Raw genomic sequence first — 17,265 nt, forward strand, 5'->3', positions numbered from 1 at the left:
CGGTACGGTGCGTAATGAAATGCTCGCCGCACGGCAGAGGCGATGGATCGCGGGCGGGAGAGGCCATGACCACAAGGGAAGCGACGGACACCGGGGCCGCGGCGGCCACCCCGGGATGGCGGGACCTGCTGGGCCGTCGGCACGGAGCGGTCGCCACTGCCCTCGCCGGAGGGGTCGCGCTGCACGCGGTCAACGTCTACCTGGCCACGACGGTGCTGCCGTCGGTCATCGAGGACATCGGCGGCGCCCGGCTGTACGCGTGGGCGACGACCGTCTTCGTGGTGGCGTCGGTCCTGGGGTCCGTGCTGGCCTCCGCGGTCCTCGCCCGGACCGGTCCGCGCCCGGCCTACCGGTGGTCGGCGGCGGCGCTGCTCGTGGGGACCGTCGTGTGCGCGCTGGCGCCGACCATGGCCGTGCTGCTGGTCGGCCGGGCGGTCCAGGGGCTCGGCGGCGGGCTGCTGTTCGCCCTGTGCTACTCGGTCGTGCGGATCGTCTTCGAGGAGGCCCTGTGGCCCCGGGCCATGGCCCTGGTCTCGGCGATGTGGGGCGTCGCGACCCTGGTCGGCCCGGCCCTGGGCGGCGCGTGGGCGCAGGCGCGTCTGTGGCGGGGCGCGTTCTGGACGCTCGTGCCGCTGCTCGTGCTGTGCGCGGTGCTGGGTGCGCGTCGTCTGCCGGGGCGCGGCGGGGAGCCGGGCTCCGTGCGCCTGCCCTGGGGCGCGGTCGGCCTGCTCTCGGCGGCGGTGCTGGTGGTCTCGGCCGCGAGCGTGGCCCGGTCGCCGTCCGTCAACGCCGCGGGGGTGCTGGTCGCGGTGGTGCTGCTGTGCGTGTGGGCACGTCATGAACGGGGCGCGACGGTGCGGGTGCTGCCCCGGGCGGCGTTCGGCCCGGACCGGCGGCTGCGGCTGGCCTACGTCACCATGGCCGGTCTGGTCGTCGCGTCCTGCGTGGAGGTCTTCGTGCCGTTCTTCGGACAGCGCCTCCAGGGCCTCGGCCCGCTCGGTGCCGGGTACCTCGGCGCGGCGATGGCTGCGGGCTGGACGCTCGGTTCGATCGTCCTCAGCGGTGCGACCGCGCGGCGTGGTCCGGTCGTCGCCACCGCGCCCCTCTTCTGCCTCACGGGCCTGGCGATGCTCGTGGCGGTGTCCCCGGTCCGGTCCTCCGGGGCGGGCGTGGTGTCGGCGGTGACGGCCGGACTGGTCCTGCTCGGGTGGGGTGTCGGCGCCGCGTGGCCGCATCTGCTCACCGACGTGCTGCGCCTGTCCGGGGACGCCGACCAGGACGTCGCCGGGGCCTCGACGACGACGGTCCAGCTGACCGCGACCGCGTTCGGCTCGGCGGTCGCCGGAATGGTCGCGAACGCCTCCGGTTTCGCCGATCCGGCCACCACGGCGGACGCCGCGCGCCACCTGTACGCCGTGTTCCTGGTCCCGGCCGCGGTGGCGCTGATCGGCGCGGTCCTGGTGTCGGGCACCCGTTCCGGGAAGCGGGTCCCGGCCGGGAAGCGGGTCCCGGCCGGGGAGTGAGGCGCGTTGTCCGGGACCGGGCCCGAACCGGTCCCGGACGGCGCGCGGTCAGCCGCTGGGAGGTTCGGCTCCGACCAGCCACATGGAGAAGAACTGCGATCCGCCGCCGTAGGCGTGGCCGAGCGCCGTGCGCGCCCCCTCGACCTGGTGCTCGCCCGCCCGGCCGCGGACCTGCAGCGCCGCCTCGGCGAAGCGGATCATGCCGGAGGCGCCGATGGGGTTGGTGGAGAGCACTCCGCCCGAGGGGTTCACCGGGAGGTCGCCGTCGAGCGCGGTGACCCCGGACTCGGTGAGCTTCCAGCCCTCGCCCTCGTCCGCGAAGCCGAGGTTCTCCAGCCACATGGGCTCGTACCAGGAGAACGGCACGTACATCTCGACGACGTCGATCTGCCGTCGCGGGTCGTCGATCCCCGCCTGCCGGTACACGTCGGCGGCGCAGTCCCGGCCCGCGCGCGGCGAGACGAAGTCCTTGCCGGCGAAGAGCGTCGGTTCGCTGCGCATCGCGCCGCCGTGCACCCAGGCGGGCGGGTGCGGCGAACGCCCGGCACCGGCGCGGTCGGTGAGGACCATGGCGCAGGCGCCGTCGGAGGACGGGCAGGTCTCCGAGTAGCGGATCGGGTCCCAGAGCATCGGCGCGGACCGGACCTTCTCCAGGGTGATGTCCGGGTCGTGGATGTGGGCGTACGGATTCTTCAGCGCGTTGCGGCGGTCCTTGTACGCGACGAGGGAGCCGACCGTGTCGGGCGCCCCGGTGCGGCGCATGTAGGCCCTCACGTGCGGGGCGAAGAAGCCGCCCGCACCGGCGAGCAGCGGCTGCTGGAACGGGACCGGCAGCGAGAGCCCCCACATGGCGTTGGACTCGGACTGCTTCTCGAAGGCGAGGGTCAGGACGGTGCGGTGCACCCGTGCGGCGACCAGATCGGCGGCGACGAGCGCGGTGGAGCCGCCGACGGATCCCGCCGTGTGCACCCGCAGCATCGGTTTGCCGACCGCACCGAGGGCGTCCGCGAGGTAGAGCTCCGGCATCATCAGGCCCTCGAAGAAGTCGGGGGCCTTGCCGATGACGACGGCGTCGATGTCGGACCATGCCAGTCCGGCGTCCTCCAGGGCGCGGACGGCGGCCTCGCGGACGAGTCCGGCGATGGAGACGTCCCGGCGGGCGGAGACGTGCTTCGTCTGGCCGATGCCGACGACGGCCACGGGCTCAACGGGCATGAGCGCCCTCCCCTTCGAGTACGGCGACCAGGTTCTGCTGCAGGCAGGGGCCGGAGGTGGCGTGGGCGAGCGCCCGGTCGGACTCGCCCCGGTGGATGCGGGCCGCGGCCTCGCCGAGCCGGATCAGCCCGGCGGCCATGACGGGGTTGGCGGCGAGCGCACCGCCGGACGGGTTGACGGTGACGGTGTCGTCGAGCCGCAGCGCCTTGCGCAGGACGACCTCCTGCGAGGTGAACGGGGCGTGCAGCTCGGCGGTGTCGACGGAGCGTTCGAAGACCCCGGCGCGTTCGGCGGCGAGCCGGGTGGACGGGGACTCGGTCAGTTCGCGTACGCCGAGGCCGTGCGCCTCGATGCGGTGGTCGATGCCGCGGATCCAGGCGGGGCGGGGGCACAGGGCCCTCGCGGTGTCGCCGACGGCGAGGATCACGGCGGCCGCGCCGTCGCCGACGGGCGGGCAGTCGCCGGTGCGCAGCGGCCGTACCACGTGGTCGCCCGCCGGGACCGGTCCGGTGAGCTGGGCATGGGGGTTGTCCCCGGCGGCGGTGCGGTTGCGGGCGCCGATCGCCGCGAGTGCGGCCTCGTCGGTGTCGCCCGCGTCGATCAGGGCCTGGGCCTGGAGTGCGGCGAGTGCGACGGAGTCGGGCCAGAGCGGGCCGACGTAGTAGGGGTCGAGCTGGCGGGTGAGGACGTCGCGCAGGGAACCGGGCGAGGACTTGCCGTAGGAGTAGACGAGTGCGGTGTCGGCCCGGCCGGACCGGAGCTTCACCCATGCCTCGTACAGCGCCCAGGCGCCGTCCATCTCCACGTGGGACTCGGAGACCGGCGGGCAGGCGCCGACTCCGTCGAGCGCCATGGTGAAGGAGAAGGCGCGGCCCGCCAGGTAGTCGCTGGAGCCGGAGCAGATGAAACCGAGGTCGCCGGCGCCGAGCCCGGTCCGGTCGAGGACCCGGTGGAGCACGGGCATCAGCATCTCGACCTCGGAGAGTTCGTCGGTGCGGCGCAGATGGTCGGTCTGCGCGAAGGCGACGATCGCCACGTCTCGCATCTACAACAGCTCCTTGTACGCGTCGTAGTCGGCGTCCGGCTCGCCGGTCGGCCGGTAGTGGTCGGGGTGGCGCGCGCCCTCGGTCCAGACCGGTTCGACCCGCAGGCCCATGCGCACCTGGTCGTAGGGGATGCCGCCGATCCGCGCGTGCAGCGCGAGGTCCGCGCCGTCGAGGGCGATGTGCGCGTAGACGTAGGGGACCTCGATGTCGAGGTTCGCCGTATGGGAGGCCTTGATGTTGACGACGCAGTACGTGGTCACGGTGCCGCGCGGGCCGACCTCGACCTGTTCCGCGGTGGCGACGCCGCAGGTGGGGCAGGCGCCGCGGGGCGGCACGTAGACCTTCTCGCAGGACGGGCAGCGTTCGCCCATGATGCGTCGCTCGGCGAGCGCCGCGAGGTAGCCGCCGTGGGCGCGGCCCGGAGTGTAGCGGTAGTCGAGGCGGGCGGGGGTGACGATGCCGGTGACGGGGTCGTCGAACTCTCCGCTGCGCGGGGCGGGCCGGCCGGGTTCCCCGTCGTACGGTTCGAAGCAGGCGATGTCGGTGATGGCGCCGGTGCGGTCGGGGGCCCAGCGGATCCGTACCCGCATGCCGGTGCGGACGGCCTCGGGGCCGGGGGCGTCCAGGACGTGCAGGAGGGCGGTGTCGGCGCCGTCGAGGCGCACCAGGACCCAGGCGAAGGGGGTGGCGAGCGGCTGGCGCGGGCGCGGGTGCGGGTTCCAGGCCCAGGTGGTGACCGTCCCGGTGGCGGCGACCTCGGTGAGTTCGCGGAGCTCCCGCGCGGTGACCGGGTCGTACTCGACGGGCGGGACGAGGGTTCTTCCGTCGTCGGTCCGTACGCCGAGGACGGTGCGTTCGCGCAGCCCGGTGAGGAAGGCGCTCTGGACCGGGCCCAGCGAGCGGGTGAAGGGGAATTCGACCACCAGGGGTGCGCTGAGGGTTTCGGGCACGGGTGCCTCCTCGGTTCAGGAACGCCGGTAGACGGGCGGGCGCTTCTCGGCGAAGGCGCGTGCGCCCTCCTCGGCGTCGTCGGTGGCGAAGACCGGCCATCCGCGCTTCAGCTCGGCGGCCAGGCCCTCGGTCTCGGTCAGTTCGGCGCACTCGTACACGGACGCCTTGACGGCCTCGACGGCGAGCGGCCCGCAGGCGTTGATCCGCTCGGCGACGGCGAGGGCCTCCTCCAGCGCGGTGCCCTCGGGCACGACCCTGCCGACCAGTCCGACGGCGGCGGCCTCCTCGGCGCTGTACGGGCGTCCGGTGAGGAGCATTTCGAGCGCGTGGGTGCGGGCGATCTGGCGCGGCAGCCGCACCGTCGAGCCGCCGATGGGGAAGAGGCCGCGCCGGACCTCGAAGAGGCCGAAGGTGGCGCCCGCCCCGGCGATCCGGATGTCGGTGCCCTGGAGGATCTCGGTGCCCCCGGCCACACAGGGGCCCTCGACGGCGGCGATCACCGGTTTGCGGGGGCGGTGGTGGCGCAGCATCGCCTTCCAGTGCAGATCCGGGTCGGCGGCCATCCGGTCGCGGTACCGTTCGCCCTCCATCCCCCTGCCCGCCAGTGCCTTGAGGTCCATTCCCGCGCAGAAGCAGCCTCCGGCGCCGGTGAGGACGATCGAGCGGACCGTGTCGTCCTCGTCCGCGGCGAGCCAGCCGTCGTACAGCCCGACCAGCATCGACAGCGAGAGGGCGTTCTTCGCCTCGGGCCTGTTCAGGGTGAGCACCGTCGTGGCGCCCTCGCGCCGCACGGTGAGGTGTTCCGTACCACTCATCGTCTGCCTCCCGTCTCACGTCCCGGAACAGGTTGCAGGAGGCGGGGAGCCAGTTCAATAGTTTTCTGACAGGTAGTCAGATTTATTGGGCCGCGCCCTTCCCACTTGTGCGTCCCGGCGCTCTAATGACGCCGTGTCCGTCAGCAGCCGGGGTCAGGAGGAGCGGTGGAGTACAACCTTGCCGACCTGTTCGAGTCGGTCGTCGACGCGGTCCCGGGACGCGAGGCGCTCGTCTACGTCGACCATCCCGGCACGGGCGCGGAGCGCCGGCTGACGTACGCGCAACTGGACGCCGCCGCCAACCGCGTCGCCCACCACCTGCTGGACGCGGGGATCGCCGCCGGGGAGCACGTGGGGCTGCACCTCTACAACGGGGTCGAATACCTCCAGACGCTGCTGGCCTGCCTCAAGGCCCGCCTCGTTCCGGTCAACGTCAACTACCGTTACGTGGAGGAGGAGCTGGCCTACCTCTACCGTGACGCGGATCTGGCGGCACTGGTCTTCGACGCCGAGTTCGACGAGCGGGTCCGGGCCGCCGCCCCGAAGGCCCCGACCCTGCGCCATCTGATCCGGGTGGGCGCACCGGCAGCGGTCCGCGGTCCGGACGCGGTGGCGTTCGAGGACGCCGAGGCGGGCGGCAGCCCGGGACGCGGGTTCGCGCCGCGGTCCGCCGACGACCGGTTCATCATCTACACCGGGGGCACCACGGGCATGCCCAAGGGTGTGATGTGGCGTCAGGAGGACCTCTTCTTCTCGGGTCTCGGGGGCGGCGCGCCGACCGGCGAACCCGTGAAGTCCCCGGAGGAGCTCGCGCGGCGGGTGGCCGCGGGCGGGGACGGCATCACGTTCTTCCCCACTCCCCCGCTGATGCACGGCACGTCGACGCTCACCGCGTTCATCGCCTTCGACTTCGGTCAACGGGTGGTGGTGCACCGCAAGTTCGTGCCGCAGGAGGTGCTCCGGACGATCGAGAAGGAGAAGGTCACCAGCGTCTCCCTGGTGGGTGACGCGATGCTGCGGCCGCTGATCGACGCGCTCAGGGGCCCGCTGAGGGGCACCGACTGTTCGTCGTTGTTCTCCGTCTCCAGTTCGGGCGCGATCATGTCGGACTCGGTGCGCGCGGAGTTCCAGGAACTGGTGCCGACGGCGGTGCTGCTGAACAACTTCGGCTCGTCGGAGTCCGGGTTCAACGGCACGGCCACGCCCGACTCGGGTCCGGAGAAGGGGTTCCGTCTCCGGGTCAACTCCCGTACGGCGGTGGTGGATCCGGTGACGTACGAGCCGGTGGCGCCCGGTGAGCCGGGGCGGCTGGCCCAGTGCGGCCATGTGCCGCTCGGCTACTACAACGATCCACGCAAGACCGCGGAGACGTTCTTCCGGCGGGACGGCCGACGCTGGGTGCTGCTCGGCGACATGGCGACCGTGGACGAGGACGGCATCGTCACGGTCCTGGGCCGGGGCTCGCAGTGCATCAACACCGGCGGCGAGAAGGTGTACCCGGAGGAGGTCGAGCAGGCGCTGAAGGCGCACCCGGACGTGTACGACGCCCTGGTCGCCGGAGTGCCGGACGAGCGATGGGGCAATCATGTCGCGGCGGTGGTGCAGCTGCGCGAGGGCGCCCCGGAACCCTCGCTCGACGACGTCCAGGCGCACTGCCGGGCCCGGCTGGCCGGTTACAAGATCCCCCGGCGGCTGGTGATCGCCCGGCAGATCCAGCGCTCCCCCAGCGGCAAGGCCGACTACCGGTGGGCCCGTGCGGTCGTCGCTTCCCCGCGCGGCGCCGGGGACCGGGACGACGTGACGGCTCCCGGGGCCTGAGAGGGCGTACGGGTCCTCGGCGGCCGGGAACCGGGCCGGCGTACCGGCCCCCCCCGGCGGCCGAGCGCGTCCCGGCGCCGCCCCTCGGACAGGGCCCGGGGGGTCCTCCGCGCCACCCGGACGGGCCCGGCCCGCCGCCCCCGGAAAGCACCCGAACGGCCCCGCCGCGCACCGGCCGACCCGCCCTCCGCTCCTTCGCCCGCAGCGCCGAAGTACCCGGGCAGCGCGTCCGCCGCCCTTTCCGGGCTGCGCCCCGCGCCCTGGGCCATTGCGGCTATACCCGGTACCCGACCGCTCACTCTGTGTGGCAAAGGGGGGAAAACGCCCATAGCTTCGGCACATGAGGAAACGACACTTCAAGGCCCTCGTCCCCGTCGTGGTCGCCTCGGCCGCAGGGCTCGGCGCGGCCGTTCCGTCAGCGTCGACCACCAGCCCCCATGTGGTGCGCCCCGGCCAGTCGATCCAGAAGGCGGTGGACGCCGCCCGGCCGGGCGACACCGTCGTGGTCCAGCCCGGCACGTACCGGGAGTCCGTCCTGATCGACAAGGCCGGGCTCACCCTGCGCGGCTACGGCGAGCGCACCGTCATCCGTCCGGCGGCCGGGAAGGCGCGGGCGACGGACGCCTGCGCGAAGGCCGGGAGCGGAATCTGCGTCCTGGGACGGTCCGGCGGGACCGTCGACGGGGTGACCCTCGACTCGCTGACCGTCTCCGGCTTCCAGAAGAACGGCGTCTGGGCCTCCTGGACGGACCGGCTGGCCGTACGGCGCGTGACCGCCGAACGCAACGGCGTCTGGGGCATCGCCCAGGAACGCTCCACGCGCGGCTCGTTCATGGGCAACACCGCACGCGCCAACGGAGACGCGGGCATCTTCGTCGCCAACACCATCAGCGAGGAGGGCGGCGCCACCGACACCCGGGGCACCGAACTCCAGGGCAACACGCTGTCGGACAACCGGATCGGCTTCACCGCCCGGCGCGTGAGGAACCTGTCGGTCCACGACAACACCTTCACCGCCAACTGCAGCGGTGTGTTCGTGGTCGGCGACGAGGGCAGGCCGCAGGCCGGGGCGATGACGATCCAGTCCAACCGGATCATCGGCAACAACAAGTACTGCGCGAAGACGGAGAGGCTGCCCGCCATCCAGGGCTCCGGCATCGTGCTCACCGGCGCGGCGGACACCCGGGTCCGCTCCAACACGATCAGCGACAACACGGGCGCCACACCGATGTCCGGCGGCGTCGTGCTGTTCAAGAGCTTCGTGGACACGAAGAACAACAACAACACCGTCAGCGGCAACGTCGCGCTCGGCAACAAGCCCGCCGACCTCGCCAACGGGGACACCGGCAAGGGCAACACCTTCGTATCCAACGTCTGCTCGAAGTCCACACCGGTCGGGATGTGCTGACCGGCGCACCCCCGCACGAGGAGAAGCGAATCGGCATGACCACAGTGAGTCCCACTCCCGCACCCACCCCCGCCCCGACCACCGCCCACGGCGCCGCCGTCCCCCACCCCGGTGCGGCCCCGCACCCCGGCATGCAGCTGCGCGAGATCGTCTTCGGGGCGGCCCGCGCCGCCGCCGTGCGCGCCGCGGCCCGGCTGGGTGTCGCCGACGCGCTCGGCGACACACCCGCCGACGTGCGGGAACTCGCCGCACTCGTGGGAACCGAACCGGCGCCGCTGCGCCGGCTGCTGCGCGCCCTGTCCTGCCACGGGATCTTCGCCGAGACCCCGGACGGGTGCTTCGCCCACACGGACATGTCCCGCCTGCTGCGCGAGGACGACCCCCACAGCCTCCGCCACATCTCCCTGTGGTGCACCGAACCCTGGACCTGGGACGTCTGGCCGCGACTCGACGACGCGGTGCGCACCGGCCGCAGCGTGTTCCAGGACGTCCACGGCAAGGGCTTCTTCGACTACCTCCACCAGGACGCCCACGAGTCGGCCCAGGTATTCAACCGGGCCATGACCACCTCCAGCGTGCAGTCCGCCCTGGACGTGGCCGAACTCCTCGACCTCACCGGGGTGTCCGTGGTCGCCGACATCGGCGGCGGCCAGGGACACGTGCTGGCGAGCCTGCTGGAGAAGCATCCGACGCTGCGCGGCACCCTCATGGACCTGCCGGGCGTGGTGGCGCGGGCGGACGCCCGGCTGCGGGACGAGGGGCCGCTCACCGAGCGGACCCGCATCGTGGCCGGGGACTGCCGCGAGGCCATCCCGGTCCAGGCCGACCTCTACATCATCAAGAACATCCTGGAATGGGACGACGACAGCACGCGCCGCACCCTGCGCAACGTCATCCGCGCGGCCCGTCCGGGCGCCCGCGTCGTCGTCATCGAGAACCTCGTCGACGACACCCCCTCCATGCGGTTCACCACCGCGATGGACCTGCTGCTGCTCCTCAACGTCGGCGGCGCGAAGCACACCAGGGAGAGCCTGGTCGGCCGGATCTCGGACGCCGGCCTGGTGATCGACAGGATCGTGCCGGTCAACCCCTACCTGCACGCCTTCGAATGCGTGGTCCCCGACTGAGTCCGGCACCACGCGAAGTGCCCCGGGTCCGGACGGGCCCGGGGCACTTCGCGTGGCGCGTTTCGGCGGCCTAGTGCCGTGGCACTAGGCGGGGGTGGCCCCGCGCTCCCAGCGGTAGAACTCCTGGGCCATGGCGTCCTTGGGGCTGCGCCAGGTCTCGGGGTCGTACGCGCTCACGTAGGCGCCGAGCCGCTCGCTGACGGCCTGGAACTCCGGGTGCTGCGTCACCTTGGCGATCTCGGGGCCCGGCGGGCGTTCCGATTCGATGAGGTGCAGATAGACGTCGCCGAACTGGAACAGCTTGCGCCGGGTGACACCGACGAGGTGCGGCAGTTCGGTGCTGTCGGAAGCGGCGAAGACCCGGGCGATGTCGGGCGCCGAACCCGGTGCCATCCGGGCGACGATCAGGGCGTGGTGCATCGTTGCGTGCCTTTCTCGGTCCCGGCTCGGCACCCGGTCGCGACCGGGTGCCGAGCCGTGGCAGGGGTACGGAGGTCAGCCGGCCGACATCGAGGCGGTGCGGCGCTCCCGGGCACGCTGTTCGATCTTGTCCCGGATGAGCCCCATCTGGACCTTGGAGTTGCGGTTGATGTTGTCGGTCATCCACGCGTCGTCGACGGGTGCGTCGGGCCGCATCGCGAAGTCCTGGGTCCAGTGCATCCTGGTGCCCCCGGGAACCTCGGAGTACTCCCAGCGGATGTCCATGTGCTGGAAGGGGCCCGGCTCGACACGGCGCGCGCGGACCGTACGAGCGGCACGGTCGACGGTCCGCTCGGAGACCCAGCTCCAGATCTTGTCGTTCTCGTCGGGATGCATGGTCAGGCGGAACTTCGTCCGGTCGCCGTCCCGTTCGATGATCTCGACGGCGGCGTACTCGCTGAACAGGCTCGGCCAGTTCTCCAGGTCGTTCGTCACGTCCCAGACCAGGTCCAGGGGGGCGGCGATGGTGATCTCGTTCTCGGTGTGTCCGGGCACGTCAGGCTCCTTGCATGAGGCTGTTGTTGACGAGGTCGAGGAATTCACGGGGGGTCTTGCAGCGGTCGGCGTCGGTCGGCAGCGCCCGTCCGTGCCGGTTCTCCAGCACGCCCACGATGCCGAGCAGGCCCAACGAGTCGAGGCCGAACTCGTCGAAGGCGGCCTGGGGGCTCTTCTCCATCTCGCGCGGGTCCACGGTGAGCCCGGCGCCCTTCTTCATCAGCGCGGCGAGTTCCGTGTAGGTCAGTCGGTCGGTCATGGGACTTCTCCTTCTCACGATGGGGTATCGGTGGAGCGCCGCAGCACCAGGGCCGCGTTCGAGCCCATGAGCCCGCGGCTGAGCACCAGCGCCGTGCGCAGTTCGGCGGGGCGGGCGCTGCCGGTGACGACGTCGAGGTCGTGACACACCTCGTAGACGTTCGGCGTGGGCGGTATCAGGGCGTTCTCCATGGCGAGCACGGCGGCGGCCGCGTCCAGCACCGGAGCCCCGCAGTAGGCGCGCCCGATCCCGGACTTGGGGGCCGTCACCGGTACCTGCCGGCCGTGTGCGCCGAGCGCGTCGGCGATCGCGAGCGCCTCGGCACGGTCGGCGGCCGGCACGCCGAGGGCGTCCGCGAAGACGACGTCGATCTCGTCCGGTGCGCAGTCGGCCTCCCGCAGCGCGCCGATGATCGCCTGGGCGAGGCCCTCCCGGGACTCCTCCCAGCGGCCCGCCCCGGTGAACGTGGCGGCGTGCCCGGCGAGTTCGGCCCGGACCCGGGCGCCGCGCCCGCGTGCCGACTGCTCCTCCTCGACCACCAGCATGGCGCCGCCCTCGGCCGGCACGAAGCCGCAGGCGTCCGAGGTGAACGGCAGATAGGCGCGGGAGGGCTCGTCGCGGGTGCTCAGGTCGTCGTAGCCGAGCTGGCACACCACCGAATAGGGCGCCAGTGGTGCCTCGGCCGCGCCCACCACCACCGCCTCGGCGCCACCGCGGATCGAGCGGGCGGCGTGGGCCAGCGCGTCCAGTCCGCCCGCCTCGTCGCTGGCCACGACGCCGCACGGACCCTTGAACCCGCCGCGGATGGAGATCTGACCGGTGCTGGCGGCGTAGAACCAGGCGATGGACTGGTACGGGCCCACGTACGTGGATCCCTGCCCCCACAGCCGTTGGAGTTCGCGCTGCCCGAACTCGCCGCCGCCGGACCCGGCGGCGGTCACCACACCGACGTCGAACGGTGAGTCCTCGTAGTCGGCGCGGCCCAGCCGGGCGTCGTCCAGGGCGATGTCCGCGGCGGCCATCGCGAAGTGCGAGAACCGGTCGGTCTGGACGACGAAGCGTTCCTCGATCAGTTCGGCCGCCTCGAAGTCCCGCACCTCGCCCGCGACCCGCAGCGGAAGGTGCTCGCACCCCTCGCGGGAGACCCGGTCGAGGACGCTGATGCCCTCCTGCGCCCGCTTCCAGAATGCTTCGGTACCGGTTCCACCGGGGGCGACGACACCGATGCCGGTGACGACGGTCCGCCGGGCTCTGCGGCTTCTCATGGTGTCCTCCCACCTGTCCGGGTCAGGGCCACCGCGGACTGGAATCCGCCGAAGCCGCTGCCGACCGAGAGGACACTGCGCAGCTTCAGCGGACGCGCGGTGCGCGGCACGTAGTCGAGATCGCATTCCGGGTCCGGGCTCTCGTAGTTCGCCGTGGGCGGCACCGTCTGGTGGACCAGGGCCAGTACGCAGGCGGCGATCTCTATGGCCCCGATCGCCCCCAGCGAGTGGCCGATCATGGATTTGATCGAGCTCATCGGCACGTCGTAGGCGTGCGCGCCCAGGGCCCGCTTGACCGCCGCCGTCTCGTGCCGGTCGTTCTGCTTGGTGCCCGAGCCGTGCGCGTTGACGTAGTCGATCTGCGAACCGTCCAGCCGGGCGTGGCCCAGTGCGCGGTCGATCGCCTCGGCCATCTCCAGTCCCTCGGCCGTCAGCCCGGTCATGTGGTACGCGTTGCCGAAGGTGGCGTACCCCGCGATCTCGCAGTACACGGTCGCGCCGCGGGCGCGGGCGTGCTCCAGCTCCTCCAGGACCAGCACCGCCCCGCCCTCGCCCATGACGAAACCGTCGCGGCGGGCGTCGAAGGGCCGGGAGGCGTGCTCCGGGTCGTCGTTGTTGGGCGAGGTGGCCTTGATCGCGTCGAAGCACGCCACCGTGATGGGGGTGATCGGCGAGTCGGACGCCCCGGCGACGCAGATGTCCACGTGTCCTTCCTCGATGGACTGGAAGGCGTACCCGATCGCGTCGAGTCCGGAGGTGCAGCCTGTGGAGACGGTCTGCACCGGGCCGTGGGCGCCGATCTGCTCGGCCACCGCCGAGGCGAGCGTGCTGGGCGAGAAGGCCCGTTCCAGGTGCGGCCCGGCCGGCCGGGGGTCGACGTCCCAGCGGGCACCGCCGCCGCTGACGGCGACGTAGTCGTGCTCCAGCCGGGTGGTGCCGCCGACCGCGGTGCCGAGCGACACCCCCATCCGCCAGGGGTCCACCTTCCCCGGGTCGAGACCGGCGTCGTCGAGGGCCTCCCTGGCGCCCACCATGGCGAACTGGACGTAGCGGTCCGAACGGGCGATCTCGTCGGCGTCCAGGCCGTGTGCCGCCGGGTCGAAGTCGCACTCGGCGGCGATGCGGGAGCGGAATCCGGTGGGGTCGAAGAGCGTGATGCCCCTGGTGGCGGTACGTCCGTTCGCGAGGAGGTCCCAGAAGGCCGGTACGCCGATGCCGCCGGGGGCGACGACACCGACGCCGGTGACCGCCACGCGTCGGGTCATGAGGAGGCCTCCGTCCGCTCCGGCGGTGCGACGCGGTCGTCGGATCCGGTGTGTTCGGTGTCGACGTGGCCGAGTTCGGGGCGCGGCGCGAGCGGGCCGAGGTGGAAGACCATGCGCGCCTCGACGTCCCCCACGTTCCGGAACCGGTGGCGCACATGGGGAGGGATCAGCAGTCCCTGGTCGGGCCGCAGCTTGTACGGCTCGCCGTCCAGGTCCACCTCCAGGAGGCCGTCGACGACGTACACGAACTCCTCGGAGTACGGGTGGTAGTGCTCGCCGATGCGGTCGCCGGGCTGGACGATGGCCAGCCCCATGAAGCCGCTGGTGGCTCCCACGGCGGTCGGCGTGAGCATGGCGCGAAGGTCTCCTCCGCGCCTGCGGTTGGGCTGCGTCTCGCTGAGGTCCACGATGCGTGGCCGGTACGTGGTCATGACTGCTTTCCTCCTGGCACATTGCGCGATGTGTTGACGGGTTGAGCGAGAACCCCCCGGAGTGCGGACGCGCGGTTCAGGACTCCGTGGCGCGCCGGTCGGTGATCAGCGACATCTCGGCCCCCGCGAGGAAGTCCGCGATCTCCCGGTCGTCGGTGGGCACGGTGTTCGTGGCGCCGTCGAGGAGGCGTCCGAGCCTGGCCACCTTGCCGGGACCGTCGATGCCGACGGCCTGGGCGGGCTGCGCGTCGAGGGGTTCGACCGCTTCGAGGAGGCGGACGACCACGTCGTCGCGCTGGAAGATGGTGCTGCTGTCGATGATGCTCGCCGGGTCGTCGGCCGCTTCCTCGTCGTGGCCGGCGAGCAGCCGGGCGAGTGCCATGCCACAGCCCGGCCTGGCCTGGTAGAAGAGCGCGTGCCGGCGTACGTCGGCGGCGGCGTGGCGGCCCGCGGTCACGTGGTGGACGGTGGGGAGCGCCGCCCGGGTGAAGAACATGCGGGCGGAGTCCGGGTCGCTGAGGTCCCGGTCCTGTTCCAGGTACGGGTTGATGGCCTCCTCGACCGCCCGGACCTCGGGCTGGCGGGCGACGTGGCGCAGGGCCGCGAGGAGGTCGCCCTCGACCTCGATGGCCCGTACGACGCGGTTGCCGTGCATGAAGAGCGAGGTGCGGCGCAGTCGGGTGTCCTCGTCGACACGCGCGCTCGGGGACTCGTAATCGGCGAGGATCTTGGCCACGATTCCCTCGGTGCCGGGCTGGACGGTGAACGTAAGCGCGTGGCGCACCACCCCGTCGCCCAGACGGGGCGACGCCTGGAGCTTGCCCTTGGCCGTCTCGGACGCGAGCTCGAACGCCTTCCCGGTCTCCCGCAGGACGCTGAAGCGCAGCGAACGGGTGTCGCGCACGCAGTTGTGCAGCGGCTGGACCGTCTCCACGTGCTCCTCGCTGTTCACCCAGGCGAGGAACGGCGGGGCGCTCTCCCATTCGCTGGTGATCAGCCACTGCGAGGGGTTCTCGATGGACTGGCACAGCTGGTCGCTGATGTGTCCGGGGACGGACGCCACCTGGTTGCGCAGGTGTTCGTACGCTTCCAGGAACTGCTGCTGGGCCCCGTCGTAGAGGTCGAGCAGCAGCACGACACGCAGTCGGGAACCGTCGAAGGCGGACTGGGAGATCCGTTCCGAGAGGGTGCTGGTCATATGGGTCTCCTTCGAGACGGCGTCGTGGGCAGCCCGGAGGCGTGCCGTCAACCGTCGGTTGGCGAGTGGATTCGGAGCGGGGACTCTCCCTGCGGATGCGGGTGGTCCGCCCCCGTGACAGCGGGCATCGTCTCCGTGACCGATCGTGAAACGCTGGTCCGGGTGGCGCGAGATTTATGAACCGTTCAGGTGAGCGGCCGTCCGAACCGCTCCGACAAGGGCATGGAACAAGGCAACCGAACGGCGTCCGAGCTGGAGCAACTGATGAACGAGAACGTCGACATTCGCGTACCGGTCCTCATCGTGGGAGGCTCCCTGGTGGGCCTGTCCGCCTCACTCTTCCTCGGCCGGCTCGGCATCGAGCATCTGCTGGTCGAGAAGCACCGCGCCACCTCGACGCATCCGCGCGGCCGCGGCAACAACGTGCGCACGATGGAGGTGTTCCGCACCGCCGGAACCGAACCGGCGATCCGCGAGGCGGCGTCGGTGCTCGCCGGCAACCACGGCATCCTGCAGGCGGGGTCGCTCACCGGGGACGACCAGAGGTGGTTGTTCAAGGAGATCGACCCGGGCGGCGGGCTGGCCCGTTTCAGTCCGACCGGCTGGTGCCTGTGCAGTCAGAACGACCTGGAGCCCGTGCTGCTGGAGCAGGCGCTCGGGCAGGGCGGCGATCTGCGGTTCTCGACCGAGCTGCAGAGCTTCGAACAGGACGCGTCGGGAGTGGACGCGGCCCTCAAGAGCCGGGAGACCGGTGAGCACATCAGTGTCCGCGCGGACTATCTCATCGCCGCCGACGGGGCGCGCAGCCCCATCCGTGAGCAACTGCGGATCGGCCGGACGGGGCCGGGCGACCTGTTCCACAACGTCAGCATCACCTTCCGTTCGCGGCGGCTCGCCGAAGTGCTGGGCGACCGCCGCTTCATCGTCTGCTATCTGACCAACCCCGCCGCGGACGGTGCGCTGCTGCCCGTGGACAACGAGAAGGACTGGGTGTTCCACGCCCCGTGGCAACCCGGGCTCGGCGAGATGCTGGAGGACTTCACCGACGAGCGGTGCGCCGCGCACATCCGCACCGCGGTCGGGGCGCCGGACCTCGACATCGAGATCACCGGCAGGGCGCCGTGGCACGCGGCGGAACGCGTCGCGGAGCGGTACGGCTCCGGCAGGGTGTTCCTCGCCGGGGACTCGGCCCACGAGATGTCCCCCACCGGGGCGTTCGGTTCCAACACCGGCATCCAGGACGCGCACAACCTGGCCTGGAAGCTCGCCGCCGTGCTGCGGGGCGAGGCGGGTCCGGGTCTGCTGGAGACCTACGAGGCGGAACGGCTGCCGGTGGCGCGGGCGACGAGCGCTCGGGCCTCGGCGCGCTCCAGCGAGCACAGCCACCCGGGCTACACCGCGGCCCCTGGAGTGGGCGGTGGGAGGCAGGGCGGGATGCTCGCCGTGGCCCTGGGCTACCGCTATCTCCGGGGCGCCGTGCTGGACGCCGAACCGGATCAGCCGGTGGTGCCGGAGAAGATGCAGTTGGACGGCAGGCCCGGCAGCCGCGCGCCGCATCTGTGGGTGCGTCAGTCCGGCGGGCGCAAGTCGACCCTGGATCTGTACGAGAACACCTTCGTGCTGCTCACCGATGGTGGGGACGTGGCGTGGCGGCGGGCGGCCGAGCGGGTCGCCGCCAGGCTGTCGGTACGGCTACGGGTGTACGGCGTGGGCCCCGGTGCCGACCTGGAGCCGGAGGGCGGGGCCGACTGGGCGCAGGCCCACGGCACGACGCCCGAGGGCGCCGTGCTGGTACGTCCCGACGGTTTCGTCGCCTGGCGGTCGACGGGCTCCGTCGACGATGCCGAGGCCACCCTCCACGACGTCCTGACCTCACTGCTGCACCGGTCCTGACCTGCCCGTCGCGCTCCCGGCCGGCCCGGCCGGGGCGGGCTCGCGGCGGACGGGCGGGGCGGAAGCGAGGGGCGAC

General features: G+C 72.2%; 16 protein-coding genes. 5 read left to right on the forward strand and 11 right to left on the reverse strand.

Annotated features, from left to right (window positions below; all coding sequences use genetic code 11):
- Positions 1–65 precede the first annotated feature (65 nt).
- Positions 66–1,523, forward strand: a complete 1,458-nt coding sequence (locus tag AB0E67_RS22730; protein WP_362029724.1) for an MFS transporter — start codon at positions 66–68, stop codon at positions 1,521–1,523.
- Positions 1,524–1,571: 48 nt separating this feature from the next.
- Here the strand turns inward: AB0E67_RS22730 and AB0E67_RS22735 are convergent, their stop codons facing one another.
- From AB0E67_RS22735 to AB0E67_RS22750, 4 genes are read right to left on the reverse strand one after another with little or no spacing between them, the layout of a single operon-like run.
- Positions 1,572–2,738 (reverse strand): thiolase domain-containing protein, encoded by a 1,167-nt coding sequence (locus AB0E67_RS22735; protein WP_362029727.1) that lies wholly within the window; start codon positions 2,736–2,738, stop codon positions 1,572–1,574.
- Positions 2,728–3,783, reverse strand: coding sequence for a thiolase domain-containing protein (locus tag AB0E67_RS22740; RefSeq protein ID WP_362029730.1), 1,056 nt, complete (start codon positions 3,781–3,783; stop codon positions 2,728–2,730). Before AB0E67_RS22740 ends, AB0E67_RS22735 begins: the two co-directional genes overlap by 11 nt.
- On the reverse strand, positions 3,784–4,734 hold the full coding sequence (locus tag AB0E67_RS22745; protein ID WP_362029733.1) for an OB-fold domain-containing protein: 951 nt from the start codon (positions 4,732–4,734) through the stop codon (positions 3,784–3,786). It lies immediately after the preceding gene.
- A gap of 15 nt (positions 4,735–4,749) precedes the next feature.
- Positions 4,750–5,550 (reverse strand): crotonase/enoyl-CoA hydratase family protein, encoded by an 801-nt coding sequence (locus tag AB0E67_RS22750; protein WP_362029736.1) that lies wholly within the window; start codon positions 5,548–5,550, stop codon positions 4,750–4,752.
- A 165-nt stretch (positions 5,551–5,715) separates the two neighbouring features.
- On the opposite strand from AB0E67_RS22750, the gene AB0E67_RS22755 reads away from it, so the two are divergent.
- The 3 genes from AB0E67_RS22755 (at position 5,716) to AB0E67_RS22765 (ending at position 9,903) form a co-directional block, all read left to right on the forward strand.
- Positions 5,716–7,368 (forward strand): acyl-CoA synthetase, encoded by a 1,653-nt coding sequence (locus AB0E67_RS22755; RefSeq protein WP_362029739.1) that lies wholly within the window; start codon positions 5,716–5,718, stop codon positions 7,366–7,368.
- 340 nt (positions 7,369–7,708) lie between these two features.
- Positions 7,709–8,776, forward strand: coding sequence for a right-handed parallel beta-helix repeat-containing protein (locus AB0E67_RS22760; RefSeq protein WP_362029742.1), 1,068 nt, complete (start codon positions 7,709–7,711; stop codon positions 8,774–8,776).
- Between the two features lie 35 nt (positions 8,777–8,811).
- Positions 8,812–9,903: a methyltransferase gene (locus AB0E67_RS22765; RefSeq protein ID WP_362029745.1), complete on the forward strand. Its 1,092-nt coding sequence runs from the start codon at positions 8,812–8,814 to the stop codon at positions 9,901–9,903.
- An 84-nt stretch (positions 9,904–9,987) separates the two neighbouring features.
- On the opposite strand, the gene AB0E67_RS22770 is transcribed toward AB0E67_RS22765, so the two are convergent.
- The 7 genes from AB0E67_RS22770 to AB0E67_RS22800 all read right to left on the reverse strand — a co-directional run bounded on the left by AB0E67_RS22770 (position 9,988) and on the right by AB0E67_RS22800 (position 15,296).
- Positions 9,988–10,323, reverse strand: a complete 336-nt coding sequence (locus tag AB0E67_RS22770) for a TcmI family type II polyketide cyclase (RefSeq protein ID WP_362029748.1) — start codon at positions 10,321–10,323, stop codon at positions 9,988–9,990.
- Between the two features lie 75 nt (positions 10,324–10,398).
- The gene (locus tag AB0E67_RS22775) at positions 10,399–10,878 is read right to left on the reverse strand and encodes an SRPBCC family protein (RefSeq protein WP_362029751.1); all 480 of its coding nucleotides are present in this window, start codon (positions 10,876–10,878) and stop codon (positions 10,399–10,401) included.
- Between the two features lies 1 nt (position 10,879).
- Entirely contained in the window at positions 10,880–11,137 is a 258-nt protein-coding gene (locus AB0E67_RS22780) for an acyl carrier protein (protein WP_362029754.1), read from the reverse strand.
- 14 nt (positions 11,138–11,151) lie between these two features.
- On the reverse strand, positions 11,152–12,402 hold the full coding sequence (locus AB0E67_RS22785; RefSeq protein WP_362029757.1) for a beta-ketoacyl synthase N-terminal-like domain-containing protein: 1,251 nt from the start codon (positions 12,400–12,402) through the stop codon (positions 11,152–11,154).
- Positions 12,399–13,667, reverse strand: coding sequence for a beta-ketoacyl-[acyl-carrier-protein] synthase family protein (locus tag AB0E67_RS22790; RefSeq protein ID WP_362029760.1), 1,269 nt, complete (start codon positions 13,665–13,667; stop codon positions 12,399–12,401). Before AB0E67_RS22790 ends, AB0E67_RS22785 begins: the two co-directional genes overlap by 4 nt.
- Positions 13,664–14,098 carry a cupin domain-containing protein gene (locus AB0E67_RS22795; RefSeq protein ID WP_362029763.1) on the reverse strand — a complete coding sequence of 145 codons (435 nt, stop codon included), beginning with the start codon at positions 14,096–14,098 and terminating at the stop codon, positions 13,664–13,666. Before AB0E67_RS22795 ends, AB0E67_RS22790 begins: the two co-directional genes overlap by 4 nt.
- A gap of 76 nt (positions 14,099–14,174) precedes the next feature.
- Positions 14,175–15,296: a SchA/CurD-like domain-containing protein gene (locus AB0E67_RS22800; protein WP_362029766.1), complete on the reverse strand. Its 1,122-nt coding sequence runs from the start codon at positions 15,294–15,296 to the stop codon at positions 14,175–14,177.
- 264 nt (positions 15,297–15,560) lie between these two features.
- On the opposite strand from AB0E67_RS22800, the gene AB0E67_RS22805 reads away from it, so the two are divergent.
- The gene (locus tag AB0E67_RS22805; protein ID WP_362029986.1) at positions 15,561–17,189 is read left to right on the forward strand and encodes an FAD-dependent monooxygenase; all 1,629 of its coding nucleotides are present in this window, start codon (positions 15,561–15,563) and stop codon (positions 17,187–17,189) included.
- Positions 17,190–17,265 lie beyond the last annotated feature (76 nt).

It is taken from the genome of Streptomyces sp. NPDC032161 (assembly GCF_040636995.1).
Taxonomy (GTDB): Bacteria; Actinomycetota; Actinomycetes; order Streptomycetales; family Streptomycetaceae; genus Streptomyces.